Here is an 18712-nt window from a genome sequence, read left to right on the forward strand (position 1 = left end):
AGGTGAAAAATCAACTTTGGATTGCTTTTATGAAAATGGTAAGAGGAGAAGCTTCTTTATTTTAATCCTGATCTAATCGAGCCTCTAAATAATGCTCAGCAACTCCATAATCCTTTTTTAGGCTGGCTATTTTAGCATCAATTGCTTCTATTTTAGGTCTTTTACTGGCCTTCGTCCCTACTAACATCACATTTTTTCTTGTATGTTCATTAGAGATGAATTCGAATACTTTGGTGTTATATTGGTTTTTTTCCAATAGCAGCGCGCGTATAGTATCAGTTACCATCTCAAACTGACGCTCTTGAAAAATGCCATATTTAAGAATAGGGTTCTCTTGAGGAATTCCTTTCGCACTTTGGCGAACTTGCTTATGACAGCATGGTGCACATATAATCAGTGAAGAATTGGACATCAATCCTTTATAAATAGCATCGTCCGTAGCGGTATCGCAAGCATGAAGCGCAATCAATACGTCAATTTTTTCCTTATTATAATTTTCTATCCGTTCTGAAACAAACGACAGATTAGTATATCCACATTTTGTAGCAACCTCATTGCAGTAGCTTACGAGCTCTTCTCTAAGTTCTATCCCGGTCACTTGTACATCCAAATTCCGCGTATTGCGCAAGAAATCATAAAGTGCAAAGGTTAAATAGCCTTTACCCGAGCCCATGTCTACAATATTGATTTGTTTAGGAAGAGGGGTAGATTTAAGCAAACCATCTATGATCTCTAAGTATTTGTTAATTTGCTTATACTTGTCGGCCATTTTAGGGATAATTTTTCCCTGCTTATCTTTTATTCCTAAATGGAACAAATACTCACTATCAGAAGCGCGCTTTTCTTTCTGATTATCATGATGTGCCGGAAGCTTATCGCTGAAGGTAGGGGGATTATTTGTAATAGTAGCTTTACCCTTTTTATTGAATCTAATGGCAACATCTTTCTCCAGAGTAAATAAAGTAGCGATGCGGAAAGAATTCTGCAATAGGTGCTCTAATTCCTTTATAGCTTCTTCAAAAGCATAGTTTTTTACTTGATCATTCGTTTTGAAGCGATAGGTGAAAGAAATCATTTTTTCTTTTTTAAGCTCCACTTCACGCAGGTAAACGTTTTCTAAATCTTCCGACTTTCGAATGGGTTTACTTAAGGTAAGCTTGACAAAGGAATCCTGCTTAATAGAATCTTCTATTTCCTGGAAAAATTGTTGCGTTTCATTCATATTAACTGCAAATCTAAGGAAGCTTAGTAAATAAACCGCACTGAAATTAGGTAAAGGATCAGATAACTAGTTTTAGCAGAGCTTAGTTCCTTGCAGCGTTTCACGCTTTACAATTTCGAATGAGAATAAAAAAAGCAGGCCTTTCAGCCTGCTTTTGAAATCATTGTGAAAGGGTGATACTATTGGTAATAAAATCTTTCGTGAACGATTTTACCATCTTCCCATTTTTGAACACCAACTTGTTCCATGTTTACTCTGTTACCGTCTTGGAAGGTAACATCCATAGCAGTCTCATGCATTACAATTCCAGCTTCTTCATCAGAAGTGATAGCTGTTACTTCCATTCCATGAAATTCTTTAATCATACCTAAGAACTCTTCTTCATGCTTTCTGCACTCTGCTTTACCTTTCCAGGTTCCTCTTGGCTCAGTGATTACTACACTCTCGCCATAGTACTTATCAAATGCATCTAATAATTTTCCTTCGCCTATTAAGTTGTAAATGTCTTGTGTTTTTTCTCTTAGTGTCATAATGTTTTTATTTAATGTCGATACAATATATGTATATACATGGAAATACCAAAAAGGTTTGAATTTTATCAGAATATTTTGAAAGTATTTCCATACTTAAACCTGCAGACTCAGATGGCGAAAGTGAAAAATCAGTTACATATCATATTACCTTGCTGTTTATATAGAAAAAAAATTGAAGTATGAGGCTCTTTAAGAGACTAAAGTCCTTCTTTAAATAAAAAAACGAGCGAAGCAAATTAAAAAATTAATGTCTAGGTGTAAGATTATCTTTTAGCAGCCACTAATAAAGAAAAAGATAAAATTATGAGAAGGATCAAATTATTATTTCTAGTGTTAGTGGTGCCATTTCTAGCCTCTGCACAGCAAATTAGTGGAGACTGGTATGGTCTCTTAAAAGTCCAGGGTATGGAGCTTCCACTTATTTTCCATATTACGGAAACAGAAGGCAACTATTCTGCAACAATGGACAGCCCAGCACAAAAAGCCTTTGGTATGCCGGTTAGTTCGGTAACATTTATTGACGGTCAATTACATTTGCAGATCGCCAATATTGGAGCACAGTACAAAGGAGCACTTTCGGATAGCAAGATCAAAGGAAAATTTTATCAGGCTAACCAGTCTTTCCAGCTCGACCTCTCTACTGAACCTATAGCCGCGAAGGAGCTTGTTAGACCTCAAGAGCCGACCAAACCCTATCCTTATGATACAGAGGAAGTAAGCTTTAAAAGTGAAGAAGGGACAGTGACACTGGCCGGGACACTGAGTTTGCCAAAAAATAAAAAGAATTTTCCTACAGCCATCCTGATTTCTGGTTCAGGACCACAAAACAGGGATGAGGAATTTATGACCCATAAGCCCTTCCTGGTGCTGGCAGATCATTTAACGCGAAATGGCATTGCAGTTTTACGCTATGATGATCGAGGCTTTGGAGCATCTACTGGTGATCATAATGCGGCTACAAGTGCCGATTTTGCCACCGATGTTAAAGCGGCTATCAAGTACTTACAGAGTCGAAAAGACATAGATCCGGAGAAGATTGGTTTGATTGGTCATAGTGAAGGAGGCCTAATAGCGCCCATTGTGGCCGCTGATGTACCAACGAGTTTCATGGTGTTACTGGCAGGCCCTGGCGTCCCCGGAGAGCAAATATCTATACAGCAAATCGAGCTATTAGGGAAGTTGCAAGATGCAAACCAACAAGATATCAAAAATGAAATAGCGATCATGAAAGGTATATTTGAGCTAATAAAAAATAATGAGGAGGATATCGAAGTTTTAAGAAATAAGCTTGAAGTTTACATTAGCCATCAGATGGAGAAGAATAAGGTGGTTATAGAAGGAATGAGCACCGAAGAATATAAAGAAAAGCAGATAGCTCAGTTGACCAGACCTTGGTTGCGGTATTTTATAAGCTATGACCCAAGACCGACCTTGGCAAAAGTGACATGCCCAGTGCTTGCACTTAACGGAGAAAAGGATGTGCAGGTAGCTGCGGAAAATCTTACAGCAATAGAAAAAGCCTTGCACAAAGGAGGGAATAAAGAAGTGACCATTAAAGAATTTGACAGCATGAATCACCTTTTCCAGCTCTGTGAAAAGGGCGCAATGGAGGAATATGCTACAATAGAGACCACCATGGAACCTATAGTACTGGAAACGGTCTCAACTTGGATCAATAAGCAGAACTAATGAGTAGCGATTTTTATCATTCTTCTATTGTGCCTTATGCAGCCATCATTGTCAAGATCTGCAGGGCGTATACCAATTCTCAGGAAGATTTTGAGGACTACTATCAGGAAGTTTGTCTACAAATCTGGAGAAGTAGAGAAGGTTTTAAAGAGCAATCTGCCTGGTCAACCTGGATCTATAAGATATCCTTGAATGTATGCCTAACGCTCTTGAAGAAAAGGAAAAATAACGAGACCATTCATTTCACCTCCGATGTATTGCCAGATTCAGTTACAGTAAGCAATAAGGCTTTTGAAAATGAAGCGCTTAACCAATTATACACAGCCATCAAGCATTTATCGGAAGTAGATAGAGCAGTGATTCTCCTCTATTTAGAGGAAAAGCCGCAACAGGAGATTGCAGAAATTTTAGGTACTAATCCAAATAATATTGGAGTACGAATAAAAAGAATAAAAGAACGACTTAAAAAAATTATAGATGAAAAATTCAATTGAAAATATATGGAAAGAAGGCTTCCTTGAAGAGGGCACCTTAGATTTACCGAAGATTAACAGATTATACGAGCAGAAATCACAACACATTGTGGATAAAATAAAAAGTAGATTGAAGTTCAACCTGAGGTTAATTATTGGGATGGCTATTGCTATACCTCTTATTTATTTCCTACTCGATGCTGTATGGGAAGGGCTGGCAATATCTGTCCTAATGTTGGCAACAGCATGGTTCAGTAAAAGACAAATTGAGCAAATAGAACCAGTAGAAACAGGACAAAATAGTTACGATTATTTAAAGTCATTTCAGGAATGGTTGGATACCGTTTTACTAAAAAATGGTCGTGTGATCCGTTTTACGTACCCAATTTATTTTTTGATCGTCATAAATATGATTTTTTCTAGCTGGTCCAGTCAGGAAGAGCTAGTCAATGAAGTAGTACAGAAATTTCCGGATGTCACTTTTATAGGAGATGTTCCGCTTATGGCATGGGTCTTCACTGCTGTGGTAACAGTATTGATGCTGCTGTTTTCTAAGCAGATTTACAATTTTGATGTGAGGCTTATGTATGGGCGCATCTTCGATAAATTAGACGCTACTATTGAAGAGATGGAAAGTCTAAGAGCATAGAGCTTTTTATAATAAGGTATAATAGCGATGGGTGTGGGCTCATCGCTATTTTTATGTTTTAGAAATTATTTTCTCATCGACCTCATCTTTCCTGCTTTCTTAACTTATTAGCTTTCTGACAAGGGGTCCTAATTTTTAAATATCAATAGCGCTCTATCCTTGGAAATCTACACTCCATCATCAAGAATCTTCCTTTCGGTAATAAAAAATAAGAGATGAATGTTAAAAGTTCGACTTTTACCCTTGTCAAATAAATAAAACACTATCAAATCTAAGCTTATGAAGTTAACCACATTAAATAAAATCGGATTAATATTTACACTTTTATTTTTACTGCAGGGATGCGTTGATAATCATGCTGCAAACAGCAGTTCAGAAAAATCACGAAATCAAAAATGGCTTGAAGACATTACCTATTTTCAGAATGAATATCTAACTGGTTCGGAAACATTCCCTAATGATTCCTTAGCTAGTTGTAAGTTAATATTATCCAGCTTAAAGTCGAAGATTGATTCGCTCTCTGATCCTCAAATCATCTTGCAATTGTCTAAATGCGTAGCAATGGCTAATAACGGGCACACGCTTATTCCGCTCGGTTTTATGGATAAAATACCACTGCGTTTCTATCGATTTTCCGATGGTCTTCATATTATAAAAACCGACAGTGCTTCAAAAGAGTACTTAGGTTCAAAAATTTTAGAAATCAATTCAATTGATATTGAGGAAGTCGAAAAAAAGCTCAAGCCGTATTTACCAGGAGTCGACCGGTGGAAAGAATTTAAAATGACCGATTATCTGAACAGTCCAGAGACTTTGAACGGAATTGGTTTGTCCAATCCTGATGAAATGACACTCACTTTACTGAAAGGGAAAGACACATTAGTGTCTACTTTCAGAACAAAGGAATTGAAAGATATTTATTACGGTAATTGGGCAGACTTATATCCAAGTGAAGCTGATTCTGACTGGGAACATATCTTAGAAGCAAGTAGCAATAAACCTCTTTACCTCAACCGCATGAGGGAGGGAGTTTTCTTTGAGTTTAACGATTCTGAGCAGATAGCTTACTTTAGCATAAATGGTTATTGGGATACGGCCGATGATTTTAAGGGTCAAATCAAAGAATTTGTCAAGGAGCTAAAAACGAAAACTGACTACGATGTAGTTTGCGATTTAAGATACTTTACTGGTGGGAATTATATAATTCCTGTTGACCTGGCAACGGAACCTCCCAAAATCATTAAGAGCGATAAAAATATATATATGATCACAAGCAATATGACATTTTCCGCAGGACTTGTTACCGCAGCCCGCATCAAGTATTACGCGGGCGATAAAATTGTTGTAGTGGGAGAAGAAGTGGGCGACAATTTAAAGTTTTGGGCCGAGAGAGATATGTACAGACTGCCCAATTCAGAAATTAGAATAGCAGATGCTAGTGCTGAGCACGATTGGCAAGACGATAGTTTTACATTTGGAAAAACTTTCTGGGTCAACTCGTTTTACGGAGTTGCAGCAAAAGATTTACATCTTGACAAAGAAATAAAATTAAGTTTTGAAGATTACCTGAATGGAAAAGATCCTATTCTAGACTGGATTTTGGCGGATGCTAAATAAAGATTTTAGTACGGCTGTGGTAATTTTTTATGGCTCCTATTCTGTTGCTATAGTACATACATTTTCATATAAAACAGAGCCATCTTTATATTCTAAGGCAGCTTTTTAAGATAAAATGCTTATGTTTTCAATGATGGTGACTTCTAGCGGTAAGGTATTAGATCGGGTGGTATTCCTTTCTAACTGTGAAAGCCAAAAGCTTTCTTACGTTAATTTTCTTAACTTTATAAAGGGATAAATTCCTTCTAGCTTGATGTATTTGAACTTGAAAATTTTTTAATATGAGTGAGAATCACAGTAATCCGTTTGAAAATTCGGAATTGACCACCATATTGGTGGTGTCTAATATGGCTAAATCCAAGGCCTTTTATGTAGATGTATTGGGAGCTGACATCTTTCGAGAATACGGGGGAGACTCTCTGGTATTAAAATTTTTAGGGGATTGGATTTTGCTAGTTACTCCCGGTGGACCCACAGCAGATAAACCCAATACTCATTTTGTTTCACCCATAAATAGAGATTCAGTCAGTCACTCATTTACAATCAGAGTTCAAGATTGCAATAAGTCTTATGAAATTTTAAAGGGCAGAGGTGCTGAGTTTATAACACCTCCTGTAGTAAATGGTGCTGAAACCAGATGCTTTTTTAGAGATCCGGATGGTCATTTGTTTGAAATAAGTGAATACCGAGCAACTTAATAAATGATACAAAATGGATAAAGTAAACCTTCAACAGAAATTCTCTCTATTTTCAGATCATTGGTCACCAAAGATTGTGGGTGAACTGAATGGGCAGCATGTAAAACTTGCGAAGCTGAAAGGGGAGTTTGTTTGGCATAAACACGATGAGGAGGACGAACTCTTTTTTGTGGTGAAAGGTAGCTTTAAAATGGAATATCGAGATCGGACAGTGGAAGTGAATGAAAACGAATTCTTGGTTGTACCCAGAGGTGTTGAACACAAACCCGTTGCTGAAGAAGAAGTTTGGGTGATGCTTTTTGAACCCACTTCTACTTTAAATACAGGAGATGCAAAAAGCGACTTAACCAAAAATGATTTGGATAGCATCTAGCATCAACTTTTTAACAACAGAAATCTTTGCTCCGTTATAAGCCAAAGAATAATCTATCTCATTTAAACAAACTTCTCCCGAAACTGCAAATTAAACATTCCATAAAGTAAGCACAATGCACTGGCTACTATCAAGTACAATCGGTTTTTGAAAATAATGCTGTGCCAGATGAACTCGCTCATTTCTCTTGGTTCTGAAAATGGGTTAAGAAAGACATTGTATACATTGAATCTTAGAGGTTCCGAAAACACAAAAAAGATAAAGGAGACAATTACAAGCACAATTGCAGTTCCGTTTCCATTTTTGATTAAGGTAGATAGCATAAATGCTAATGAGGACAGGAACATGATAGGGAACAGCACTTGCCCCATCATTGGGAGTAAATTAAAACGATAAAGTGTGAAATTTGCAATGCTGCCTAGGACCAGCAGGATAACAAATGCCACTCCAACTGCCAATATAAAACGAACTAACCATACTTTATACCGATAGTTCGGGATACCAAAAATGGTCTCCAGCATCTTGGAATCATCATCATTCTGAATTCCATAGGCCATAGGGTAAAAGATCAGTAGCAAGCCAGGAAATACCAGAAATCCGTACATAACCGCCTCATTAAAATCAGGATCATCAAAAATGGCAATTGTGATGATAAATGCAAAAAACAAAAAGGACGCCACCACAAAGTAGACGAACTTGTTTGCGAATATCACCTTCACATTGTAGGTGATTAGTTTATATAGTAGCAATAGATAGCTTTTCATTTTTTTGGTATTTTATGTTTCATTTTTGCAAGCAAGGTAACACCCCTATTATCCCCGCCAGCTGGCGGGGATAGCCGCACTGATCTTATTCTGTGCGTATTCCCCCTTTGGGGGCTAGGGGGCTTTCTTTGCGGCCTGGGGGCTTTTACTCTTCATCAACCACAAATAAGCATCCTCCAGCTGGGCCCGAACTTGAACGGCATCTTCCCTTGGTTGCGCGCCTGCCAAACATTTCACTCTAATCTGATCTCCTTCACGCATGTGATGTACAATCAGATAGTTTTCCTTCTCACTTTCAAATTCTTCAGGAGAAAGATGAAATTCCCAGACCTTATCATTGGCTAGCTCTGCCATGGTCGTAGGACTACCGATATATTCAATATTTCCTGAAATAAGTACTGCCAAATTATTACAGCTACTAGCGATATCCTCTATGATATGCGTAGAGAAAACCACAATTCGTTCCCGACTTAATTCTACCAAAAGATTCCTGAATCGGATTCTTTCTAAGGGATCCAGACCTGCAGTAGGTTCATCCACCACTAATATTTTAGGCAGGTGAAGCAAAATTTGAGCAATCCCAATTCGCTGCTTCATTCCTCCGGAAAAAGAGCCAATTTTCTTATGCTGATGCTCATCCATATGCACCGCTTTCAGTACATATTGCACTCTTTCTTCTCGGACATCTTTTTGGCTGATTTTACGCAGTATCGCCTGATAATCGAGAAATTCATAAGGCGTCATATTTTCATAAGTCCCAAAAGCTTGAGGTAAGTAGCCAATCAACCCCTGAAGCTCTTCTCTTCTCATGTTTGTATCATGTCCATTGATCCAGATTTTACCATAACTCTGATCCATAATTCCGCATAGTATTCGCATTAGGGTAGTTTTACCAGCACCATTAGGCCCTAAAAGTCCGAACATGCCTTGTTCAATCGTCAGGCTAACTCCCTTAAGGGCTTTGAATTGTGACTTCTTTGGTTTTACAAAAGGGATAGCCAAGAGTAATTTGTAATACAGTCTTCTGATTTTTGCAAAACGCCCTTTAATCTCATCAATTATGACAGGCTTTTCTTTAAGCTTTCTAGCTATTCGCGCCAAAAACAAACCTGTAAACCATACAATAATCAGGAAGACACCAACTCCTTTTGTCTGGATATCGCTATAGAGATAGGCTGCACTCACGATAGGGAAGGCCCAGTACAATAGCGAATAGATGAATCGTATTAACCTTTTCCCCTTTTGCGCTAGCAGGGCTACTTCCTTAAAAATAGATAGCAATAAGGCATGAAGCGAAATCATAAATAGTAGTTGCCAGAACGCTTTGTCCAGGAAGAAATAGATAAAATATAATAGGAAGGCGATTAATGCTCCTTGCCATATCGCATTTTGCAATACTGCCTTGACGGTAACCGGTTCCTCATTACGTTTTTCAAACAATCGCCTATTGCCTTTCCATTCTCTGATCCATCGCTTATCTCTTCCATAAATTTTGGTCAGGCTTTGGATTTCAATATGCATGGCCTCATCAGAAGCTACCATTTTGGCATTCGCTTGTCGTAAGGAAGTCATGATGAAATAGGTGCCTCCCGGAATTAAAATCACGGCTGCCAAAAACCAAATGATTTGCCATAATGCACCTTCTATTTGGAAATAGATGAGAGCTGCAAATCCAATTAAAAGCACGATTTGCACCAGCTTCGTACTAGTTTTAAGATTTCTAAACCAGTGTAATACGCTTTCAAGCCCTGCACTCATGGTAGGAATGTAGATCAAGGTAAGCACGGTAGCAAAAGCCAGTCCGCCCATTACGGTGACAGCAAAAGGTTGTCCTATGCTGGTCACATATTCAGCATCACCCATTGCCAAGGGCAACATGGCCACAAAAGTGGTTATGGAAGTAATGAGAATCGGCCTAATCCGAGAAATTCCGCTCATCATCAGGGCTCGATATTTATTGAAACCTCTTCTTCTAAGAATTCGGGAATAATCAATTAATATAATGCCGTTGTTAACTACAACACCCAATAATATCATGAGTCCAATTAAAGTATTAGCATTAAGTAAAGAATTACCTGTAAATGTAAGACCTAGGAACGCACCTATACCTGCCAGCGGGATTGAAAACATAATTACCAGTGGTAGGTATAGCGATTCAAAAACAGCTGCCAGAATCATGAAAATGATCATTATGGCGGCAAAAATGAAGAAGTATAGCTCATCATACATTCCTTCATCATGGATCACATCCACGACCATGCCTTTAGGAATATTTACACTGCGCACGATCTGGTCAACCTCCATTCTGGAAGATTCAAGCAGGGATTCAGATTTTAATACTTCATCAATAAAGCTATAAGTGATTTCAATCCTTTTTTCCTGGTTTAATCGGGTAATGGTACTTTCTCCTGAGGAGTAAATTACCGAGCCAATGTCGTCTAGAGAATGCGCTACTCCTGAGGTGCTGGTAACCGGCATCTCTCGAAGGTCTTTCATTTCTTTGGCTTTTCGAACCTGGTTTTGAGTGTGAATGGTAATCTCGAATTCTTCACCTCCGCTCACAAAATTAGAGCCTGAAGCAAAGGATGGTTGAAAATCATTCAATCCAATAGCCACATTTTGCAGGGTGATATTATTGTCACTCATGCGCTTTTGATTAAACAAAATATGTGCTTCAGGCCGTTCTGGGCTAATATTTACATTACTTCTTTTGATGGATTGTAAGCCCGTGACATAATTGTTGATATCACTGGCGATAATTTTCATCAGCTCAAAATCCTGACCTTTGACGATGATTCGTTCTGAGGGAGAGCCAATTCCCAACATGCGCTCAAAGTCAGAAGAAGCTGAGCTGCCCACTCCACTTTGCCCGCCTCTAGCACGAGGGGGTTCATCCAAAGAAATATCCATATCTTCAAAGTTGTTGCTGATGCTTCTTAATTTGTTTTGAACATCTTTAACTGAGACGGTATCTAAATCTTTAAATCCTTCAACCAGCATTACGGTAAGCACCGCTTCACCTTCCGAAACCTGACTGATTAATTTATCCACCACTGGAATTTCCATCACTTTCTCTTCCAATTTTCTGGTTTTAATGTCAGTAGTTGGCAGAGTGGCGCCTTCCGGCATTGTGACAAATAAATTCATTTGCGAATCATTCACTTCTGATGGTCCTGACATGCTCACCAAAAAACTTAGACCAATAGTTACGAAGAATAATACTAAACCTCCAATGACGGTGAGCAAGGGTTTTCTGAAGCATGATTTTAAAATCACCATATACTTCTGAATCAGACGCTGGCGGATAGAAGCATTTTTTATCAAAGGAGCTTTTTCCTCATCATCTTTATTAATGGCAGCATGTGCCAACATCGGGATTAATACCAGTGCCACTACCAATGAAACCAATAGGGTTGAAATAATGGAAATTCCGATATGTGTTCCGATTTTCGTAATCAGGAAATTGGAAGAAAATATAAAGGGAAGAAAAACGGTTACGGTGGTTAAAGTAGCTGCAATGACTGATCGCATCACTTCTTTGGTGCCATCTACCACAGCATCTTCTTTTTTCTTTTTATTGACTACATGGCGGTAGATGTTCTCCAATACCACCACACTGTTATCCAAAAGCATCCCGATGGCAAGAGCCATACCAATTAGGGTCAGGCTGTTGACGGAAATACCAGCTGCATAAAAGAAGTTGAAAGCAGTATAGACTGAAATAGGAATGGCTAAGGCAATGCTCAAAATAAACTTTAATCTTCTGAGAAATACCCATAAAACAAATATAGCGAGAAGACCACCAGTCACTGCCAAATTTTTGATCTGGTCAATGTTTTTAGTCATCAGCTCCGCTTGATTATTTTGTACTACCATTTCTACCCCCATTGATTCCAAATCTTGATTGATGCCATCAATAGTTTCAAGTGTTGCATCAGAAAGTGCAATGAGATTAGCTTGAGTTCCTTTAGATAATCGAATAGAAACCGCATCTTTACCATTGATACGACTGAGGGAAGTTTGTTCTTTTACCCCAAAGAATACTTCGGCTACATCGCTAAGCAGCAGGGGACCTTTTTCCGAAACTACCAGATTCTGGATGTTTTTGATATCCTTTAATTCAGCTGTTATATTGACAAAAATCTGCTGTCCGTTTCGTTCTATCTGACCTGCAAAAGCACTTTTATTGGAGTTTTGGGAGAGTACATTGCTTATGGTGTTGGGAGTAATGCCGTTAGCTTCACAAATTTCATCATTCATGATGATCTCTATTGTTTTTTGACGACCACCAAATACTTCTACTCCTCCTATACCGTCAATGTCATTGAGTCGATCGGTTATATACTGATCAGTGACATTTCTAACACGATCTACTCCGCCACTTCCCAACACCTGCAAATCCATAAAAGCATTGGTAAACTGATCCGTATCAATTTTTACAATATTTACTATAAACTCAGAGCCAAGCTCAGATTTGATGGCACTTACCTTTTGTTCCAGCTTTAAGTAAGCATATTTTATATTCACGCCTTGGCGGAAAGAGATAAAGATCATGCCTTGCTGACTGTCCGCATTGGCGGTGATTTCTTCTATGCCTTCCATAGTACTGATGGCACTTTCCAGTGGAATAATAGCTTCTCGTTCCATATAATTTGGATCCACTTCTGAAGTAGCCCCTACCTGCACAATCAATACTGGTAGTTCCACATTAGGGAAAAGCTCAACTGGTAATTTGTTGTAGGATATATAGCCCATCACCGTGAAGCCAATGAAGAGCATGGAAACCAATACTTTCCTTCTAATGATCGTATGTAATAGTCCGTTCTTACCCATTGGAAGCTTCTTTTTTGGCGCTAGATGTCCCTTTAATCTTGCTGATTAAATTTTCTATACTTTCATAGAAGCATGGAATCACAATGAGGGTTAATAAAGTGGAAGAAAGCAATCCACCGATTACCGCTACAGCCATTGGGGCACGTAACGCAGCGCTTTCCCCAAAACCAATGGTTAAAGGCAACAAAGCAAGGATAGTGGTAAGACTTGTCATGATGATAGGTCTGAATCTCCTTTGTGCAGCATCCAGTATGGAGTCTCTTAAATCCATGCCGCTCCTTTTGTTTCGATTAATGCTATCCACCAGAATAATTGAATTATTAACCGCTATTCCGGCTAGCATGATGATACCAATAAAAGCCATCATATTTAATGACATTCCGAGGATCCAAAAGGAGGCGAGTGCTCCAACACAAGCTAATGGAATGGTAAGCAATATCGTGAACGGATGTAAAAGGGACTCAAACTGAGAAGCCAAAACCATATACACCAACAACACAGAAAGAAGCAGTGAAAATAATAAGTTATTCATCGACTCCTGTCTTTTTACTTCCTGACCGGCTACACTTATTTTGTATTGTGGAGGAACGGACATTTCTGCGAAAGCGTCATCAACTGATTTTACAATTTGATTGTATGCTTTGTCTTGATTGACTCTAGCACCCACGGTTACCATTCGGCTTTGATTTTTGCGGTAAATGGAATTGGCAGCATATTGTATACTGATATCGGCAATTTCGCTCAATGGAAATTCTCTGCTGCTGCTTTTAATGCGCATATTTTCGAGTCCGTTCAGCGAGATTTTAGGGACTTTCACAAGGATATCCTGCATTTCCCCGCCTCGTTCCAAGCTTCCAGCCTTCTTGCCTTCCAGTTGATCCTTTATTTGGACGATAACATCTTCAATGGATAAGCTCAATAAGCCCGCTCTGTATTTATCTACATCTACTTTGATCTGCGGAACCCCTTCTTCCAGATTGGAAACAGGTTCATAAATGTCTTCATTGCTGTTCAATATCACCATCACTGAATCGGAAAGTGCACTAAGTGCTTCGAATTCAGCACCACTTACTTCTACTAGCAATGGCATCTGCTCTTCACCTAAAATTGCATTAAGTGCGCTTTCATCATTGCTAAAACTAGCAGTAAGACCTGGGATGCCTTCGAAATAAGTAGAAAGGGCAGAAGTGACTTCATTAATGTCCAATTCTACATCCTCTTTGAAGATTAATTTTAAACTGGCTTTATTCTCATCATATACATTTTCATTATCAATCCCCGACTGGCTTTTTTCAGGCCCGATATGAGAATACACATGCTCCAGCTGCTCTTCAAACAAGATCGATAGTTGACCTTCAATTTGGTCAACAGTAGAAGAAGTCCTTGAAAGTGGTGTTCCATTTGCTAATTTTAAATCAACTGCAATCGCTTTGGTGCCCGCCTGTGGCATGTATTCGCTGCCAATAATTTCAATTAATTGATAGGAACCCAAGACTAACAAAAAGGATAAGACAATAAAAGCAATTCTGTAATGAAGTACCTTATTCAGGAAGTCTCGGTAGACTTTATATTTCAGAGGCTTTTCCATTTGCTTGGTATTATCCTTGCGGAAAATTTGAGAAAAGAGCATTGGGATAACCAAGATGGCAACAGCCAAAGAAGAAATTAAAGAGAAAGCCACAGTCCAGGCCTGATCTTTAAACAACTCACCGGATGGTCCTTGCAAGTAAACAATCGGCAAGAAAACCACAATAGTGGTCAGTGTGGAGGCGGTAATGGCACCACTGACATCACTGGTTCCTTTTATTGCTGCATCGATTACACTCATTCCTTCTTCCCGTCTTCTGAAAATGGCTTCAACTACCACAATAGCATTATCTACCAACATTCCAGCGCCTAAAGCCAGACCACCTAGGGTCATCACGTTTAAGGTAAGCCCGTTAAAATACATCAGATTGAAAGTGGCGATAATAGAAACTGGAATCGCGACACTGATGATAAGGGTAGATCCTATTCTGCGAAGGAAAACAAATAAGATGATTACAGCGAAAAGTGCCCCGTAGAGTCCTGATTCTTTTACTTCATCGATAGCGCCTTGTATAAATCTGCCTTGATTCTGAATGATGACAAACTCATAACCCGGAACAGATTTTTTCAACTCATCCAGAACTTCGGTTAATTCATTTACGGCATTCACCGTATTGTATTTTGTTTCCTTAAAGATTGAAAGCCCAAGACTTCTTTGTTGGTTCACTCTAACAATGCTGTTAGCTTCCTTATCCATGATTTTTAAAGTGGCTACTTCACGCAACAAAACCGGAACCTGACCAGAAGTGGAAGTCTGAGGATTTGTAGCTGATTGTGCCATTTCAGCATTCACATTAGTGGAATTAGGATTGCTGCTTGTGCTTTCACGATTGGTATATCCGACTACCAATTCCTCTAAATCTTCCGAGTCTTCAATAATGCCAAGGCCTTTAATCACATATTTTCGACCTAGTTCTTCAATAAAACCACCCGATACATTGCGGTTATAGTTTTCAATTTTGGCTACTAAATCGTTTACTGTTAGTCCGTAAGAAGCGAGTAGATTTGGATCTGTTTCTAAAACCACTTCTTTTTCCTGCTCTCCTGAAAGTCGAACCTCAGCTATGCCTGGCAAACGGATGATCTCATTTCTAAAGTTATTTTCCGCCACTTTTCTGAGGGCCTCCGTATCATTAGAATTGGGATTGTAGATGCCCAAGATCATAATGGGAGTAGCATTTGGATCAAACTGAGAGATTACAAATTCTTCAATTTCCTCATCTAAAGAAAAGCTAGAGAGCGACTTTTGTAGGTCCAGGAATGCCTCATCCATGTCTTTGCCCCAGTCGTATTGAACTGTAACACGACCATAACCTGTTTGGCTAATGGAACTTACTTCTACCGCGCCATTTTGCCTGATGGCAACCGACTCTATAGACTCTACAAATTGCTTTTCAATTTCTGATGGAGGTTTTATTCCCGCTTTAAGCTCCACAAATAAAGTGGGATTCTTCAGATCGGGGAACAATTCAATTGGTAATTTACCAAATGAAATGGTGCCTAATAAAATGACGGCCAGCACCAACATCAGAATGGAAATGGGGTAGGAAACGGCCAATGAAACTATCTTTTTCAAATCACTTGGGGTTAAATATTGAAAACATTACAAACTGACTACTCATCAGTGCTTATTGTAATACACTTACCTTCGATTTATTTCTCAAGGTCTCAAATCCACTCACAACCAATCTATCGTTGATTTTGAGTCCACTAATCACTTCAATGTCATCCATGGTTTCTAATCCGGTTGTGATTTGCTTTTCAGTAGCAATACCGTTTTCCACTATAAAAACCACTTTAGCATCTTGTCTAGAAATCACGGTTTCTTTTGGAATCACAATAGTGCTATCACGCTGCTCAGAAAGAATGGCCGCTTTAATAAACATGCCCGGACGAAGAGAATGCTTATCATTATTGATTTGCAAAACACTTTGGAATGTTCGGGTTTCCGGGTCGATGATGGGTGAAATCTGGCTAATCTTACCTTTGATAGTGTCATTACCCATATTGTAATTGGTGATTTGGACTAATTGATCAAGCGTCACTTCCGGTAAATGCTTTTCTGGTAACTTAACATCCATCAAGAGATTGTTGTATTCCATCACCTTGAAAAGTGCTGTACCCTGATCGATTTTAATTCCATTGGTGTGATAAGGCAGTTCTACAATTACACCATCAAACGGAACTCTAACCGCCATTTTGGCCAATTGAATTTCCGCATTTTCGTAAGAGTACTTTGCGTTTACGTATGAAATGGAGGCATTTTTTAGTTCAGTTTGGGTAACCCCACCTTTGTCATATAGAGATTTTTGCTTTTGTAGATTATTGTCGGCCAACTCCAGGTTGAGCTTTTTTCCCTCAACTTGCAATCCGTTGACGAACTCTTCATTTTCAAGTCTGACCAACACCTGACCTGATTTCACGACATCACCTAGCGCAAAGGGTCTTCCTGTAACTGGATTTCTTTGAAGCCGATAAAGACCACTCATTTCGGATTTCATTTCTCCTTCTTTGGAAGAATAGACCGTACCAGTGGTTTCGATAAACCTGGAGATGCTTCTGGGCTTGATGGTTTCAACTGATACCGGAATTTTTATTTCTGTTTGAATATTATTCTCTTGGTTACTGCATGACCATAAAACAATCATTATTAGTAGGGGCGTGAACCCTTTTAATAGCTTTTTCATATCGTTATTGTTAAATATTGACTTCTAAGTTGTAAGTGTTTTGTAATAGGTTTTCGAGCTCATTTAAAACTTAAAATCTATCACTAGTATCTGTTAATCATTACGGGTTCGTTTTTCTCAAAATCGTAAAGTGACTGCACCTTTAAATTCAGTAATTCCATTCTGTAATTGATCAATGCATCAGCCAGTGCGCCTTTTTTCTCCGAAAGCTGGCTTTGAAATCTATTGAGATCGATACTAGTCAGATCACCGTTTTTGTATCGCTCTAGGTTAATGTCATAGGTAAGTTTGGCATTTTTTACATTTTGCTCCGCAATGGAGATTTGGTTTTCCAGGTTCTGCAGATTTCTGTAAATTTTTCTAATGCCGATAATGATATTATTTTCTTCCACCTGTAGGTCCACCCGATTGATTTCCAGATTAGCATTGGCGGCATCCATTCTGGCTCTGTTTTCACCCCAATCCCATATCGGAATGTTGAAAGTGATGGCTACTCGAGGGTTCAAATTGGGCTGTTCATAAACTTCAGGCGCTTGTTCGTTATCACCGAATACGCCCAATGATAAAGCAACAGATCCTTTAAACTCATTTAATGCTTTGGTTCGGGTTAATTCAAATTGCGATCTTTCGATAGCCATTCCACGCTGTCTCAACTCCATTCTGTGCTCTAGTCCATGCTCTATAGCTTTTGCCAAATCCACCTTTCTAGTAATGAAATCAATATCAACCGCTACTTCTATATCCTCATCTAAATTGAGTCCGAGGAGGAGCTTAAAGTCATCCGCGGCATTGTTGAGTAATACTTCGTTGTTTTCTAGGGTGGATTTGGAAGAAGCAAGGTTCAATTCCGCTTGATACAATTCCTCTTTCGCTAAAAGGTCAGCTTCAACTTTATTCAAGGTGATTTCATAGCTGACTTTTTGATTTTCATATTCATCCGTAGCAATTTCTAAATTATTTTGACGCTGATAGAAATTGTAAAAAGAACGGGTTACATCCTGTTCCAAACTAAGTAGTTGGATGCTATTACTGATCTGAGCATTCTCAAGATTCAGTTCTAATTCCTTCAGTTGCAGCTTCGTTCTGTTATATGTGAAAATGGGCTGCTCCAGCTGTAGGTATAGGTTGTTGCTAAAAGTTTTTGTTCTCACATCTTGAAATTCAGAATAGTTATCTCTATAGCCGAATTGGTTGATCAAAGAGATGCTACCGTCAGTCGCTACGATGGGCTGAGTTACCGAAAAATTAGCAAAGGAATTATAATCTTCATTGGTGTTCCATTGTGAAAATAGTTCGTTGAAATTACGATTTCGATTATAGTCGAAGGGCGTGACATCCAATGAAAACCTTGATTTTAAGGAGGCACGTTGAGCATCCAGACTACGCTGATTCCCGTAGAGATTTAATTTAGATTTCTTGATATTTGGGCTTTTTTGCTGAGCAACTTTAATGGCCTCTTGGAGTGTGAGCGTCTGTTGTCCCATTAAATTTTGAGACATTAAGCTACATCCCAAAATGATGAGTACCAGCACTAATGGGCTGATTCTCATTGGTTTTCTGCTTGAGTTTTCTGTAGTTCTGTTCATA

At 38.8% G+C, this 18712-nt stretch carries 13 protein-coding genes; 6 read left to right on the forward strand and 7 right to left on the reverse strand.

Going from position 1 to position 18712, the window contains the following annotated elements; genetic code table 11:
- Positions 1-61: 61 nt before the first annotated feature.
- Both B9Y84_RS16740 and B9Y84_RS16745 read right to left on the reverse strand, forming a co-directional pair.
- The gene (locus tag B9Y84_RS16740; protein ID WP_085518548.1) at positions 62-1222 is read right to left on the reverse strand and encodes a class I SAM-dependent methyltransferase; all 1161 of its coding nucleotides are present in this window, start codon (positions 1220-1222) and stop codon (positions 62-64) included.
- Positions 1223-1401: 179 nt separating this feature from the next.
- A complete protein-coding gene (locus B9Y84_RS16745) occupies positions 1402-1752 on the reverse strand; it encodes a nuclear transport factor 2 family protein (protein ID WP_041650393.1) in 351 nt (116 codons plus the stop codon).
- 306 nt (positions 1753-2058) lie between these two features.
- Here B9Y84_RS16745 and B9Y84_RS16750 point away from each other — a divergent pair, with 306 nt between their 5' ends.
- From B9Y84_RS16750 to B9Y84_RS16775, 6 genes are all read left to right on the forward strand, one after another.
- Positions 2059-3444, forward strand: a complete 1386-nt coding sequence (locus B9Y84_RS16750; protein ID WP_085518550.1) for an alpha/beta hydrolase family protein — start codon at positions 2059-2061, stop codon at positions 3442-3444.
- Positions 3444-3938 carry an RNA polymerase sigma factor gene (locus B9Y84_RS16755; RefSeq protein ID WP_085518551.1) on the forward strand — a complete coding sequence of 165 codons (495 nt, stop codon included), beginning with the start codon at positions 3444-3446 and terminating at the stop codon, positions 3936-3938. The genes B9Y84_RS16750 and B9Y84_RS16755 overlap by 1 nt, the downstream gene beginning before the upstream one ends.
- Positions 3922-4566: a hypothetical protein gene (locus tag B9Y84_RS16760; protein WP_085518552.1), complete on the forward strand. Its 645-nt coding sequence runs from the start codon at positions 3922-3924 to the stop codon at positions 4564-4566. Before B9Y84_RS16755 ends, B9Y84_RS16760 begins: the two co-directional genes overlap by 17 nt.
- Before the next feature lie 279 nt (positions 4567-4845).
- A complete protein-coding gene (locus tag B9Y84_RS16765; RefSeq protein WP_085518553.1) occupies positions 4846-6183 on the forward strand; it encodes a S41 family peptidase in 1338 nt (445 codons plus the stop codon).
- A gap of 281 nt (positions 6184-6464) precedes the next feature.
- Positions 6465-6881: a VOC family protein gene (locus B9Y84_RS16770; protein ID WP_085518554.1), complete on the forward strand. Its 417-nt coding sequence runs from the start codon at positions 6465-6467 to the stop codon at positions 6879-6881.
- Between the two features lie 13 nt (positions 6882-6894).
- Entirely contained in the window at positions 6895-7254 is a 360-nt protein-coding gene (locus B9Y84_RS16775; protein WP_085518555.1) for a cupin domain-containing protein, read from the forward strand.
- A gap of 62 nt (positions 7255-7316) precedes the next feature.
- Here B9Y84_RS16775 and B9Y84_RS16780 read toward each other — a convergent pair whose 3' ends face one another.
- The 5 genes from B9Y84_RS16780 to B9Y84_RS16800 all read right to left on the reverse strand — a co-directional run bounded on the left by B9Y84_RS16780 (position 7317) and on the right by B9Y84_RS16800 (position 18711).
- Complete coding sequence (locus B9Y84_RS16780) at positions 7317-8018, reverse strand: cation-translocating P-type ATPase (RefSeq protein ID WP_085518556.1); 702 nt, start codon at positions 8016-8018, stop codon at positions 7317-7319.
- 114 nt (positions 8019-8132) lie between these two features.
- A complete protein-coding gene (locus B9Y84_RS16785) occupies positions 8133-12851 on the reverse strand; it encodes an efflux RND transporter permease subunit (protein WP_085518557.1) in 4719 nt (1572 codons plus the stop codon).
- Positions 12844-16014, reverse strand: coding sequence for an efflux RND transporter permease subunit (locus B9Y84_RS16790; RefSeq protein ID WP_085518558.1), 3171 nt, complete (start codon positions 16012-16014; stop codon positions 12844-12846). Before B9Y84_RS16790 ends, B9Y84_RS16785 begins: the two co-directional genes overlap by 8 nt.
- A 52-nt stretch (positions 16015-16066) precedes the next feature.
- Complete coding sequence (locus tag B9Y84_RS16795) at positions 16067-17125, reverse strand: efflux RND transporter periplasmic adaptor subunit (RefSeq protein ID WP_085518559.1); 1059 nt, start codon at positions 17123-17125, stop codon at positions 16067-16069.
- An 83-nt stretch (positions 17126-17208) separates the two neighbouring features.
- A complete protein-coding gene (locus tag B9Y84_RS16800) occupies positions 17209-18711 on the reverse strand; it encodes a TolC family protein (RefSeq protein ID WP_085518560.1) in 1503 nt (500 codons plus the stop codon).
- Position 18712 lies beyond the last annotated feature (1 nt).

This window comes from Marivirga sericea (genome assembly GCF_900177665.1).
Taxonomy (GTDB): domain Bacteria; phylum Bacteroidota; class Bacteroidia; order Cytophagales; family Cyclobacteriaceae; genus Marivirga; species Marivirga sericea.

Coding starts and splice junctions, on each gene's coding strand:
- B9Y84_RS16775 (WP_085518555.1), top strand. CDS start 6,895: ATGGATAAAGTAAACCTTCAACAGAAATTCTCTCTATTTTCAGATCAT.
- B9Y84_RS16780 (WP_085518556.1), bottom strand. CDS start 8,018: ATGAAAAGCTATCTATTGCTACTATATAAACTAATCACCTACAATGTG.
- B9Y84_RS16800 (WP_085518560.1), bottom strand. CDS start 18,711: ATGAACAGAACTACAGAAAACTCAAGCAGAAAACCAATGAGAATCAGC.
- B9Y84_RS16770 (WP_085518554.1), top strand. CDS start 6,465: ATGAGTGAGAATCACAGTAATCCGTTTGAAAATTCGGAATTGACCACC.
- B9Y84_RS16795 (WP_085518559.1), bottom strand. CDS start 17,125: ATGAAAAAGCTATTAAAAGGGTTCACGCCCCTACTAATAATGATTGTT.
- B9Y84_RS16760 (WP_085518552.1), top strand. CDS start 3,922: ATGAAAAATTCAATTGAAAATATATGGAAAGAAGGCTTCCTTGAAGAG.
- B9Y84_RS16750 (WP_085518550.1), top strand. CDS start 2,059: ATGAGAAGGATCAAATTATTATTTCTAGTGTTAGTGGTGCCATTTCTA.
- B9Y84_RS16755 (WP_085518551.1), top strand. CDS start 3,444: ATGAGTAGCGATTTTTATCATTCTTCTATTGTGCCTTATGCAGCCATC.
- B9Y84_RS16785 (WP_085518557.1), bottom strand. CDS start 12,851: ATGGGTAAGAACGGACTATTACATACGATCATTAGAAGGAAAGTATTG.
- B9Y84_RS16765 (WP_085518553.1), top strand. CDS start 4,846: ATGAAGTTAACCACATTAAATAAAATCGGATTAATATTTACACTTTTA.
- B9Y84_RS16740 (WP_085518548.1), bottom strand. CDS start 1,222: ATGAATGAAACGCAACAATTTTTCCAGGAAATAGAAGATTCTATTAAG.
- B9Y84_RS16745 (WP_041650393.1), bottom strand. CDS start 1,752: ATGACACTAAGAGAAAAAACACAAGACATTTACAACTTAATAGGCGAA.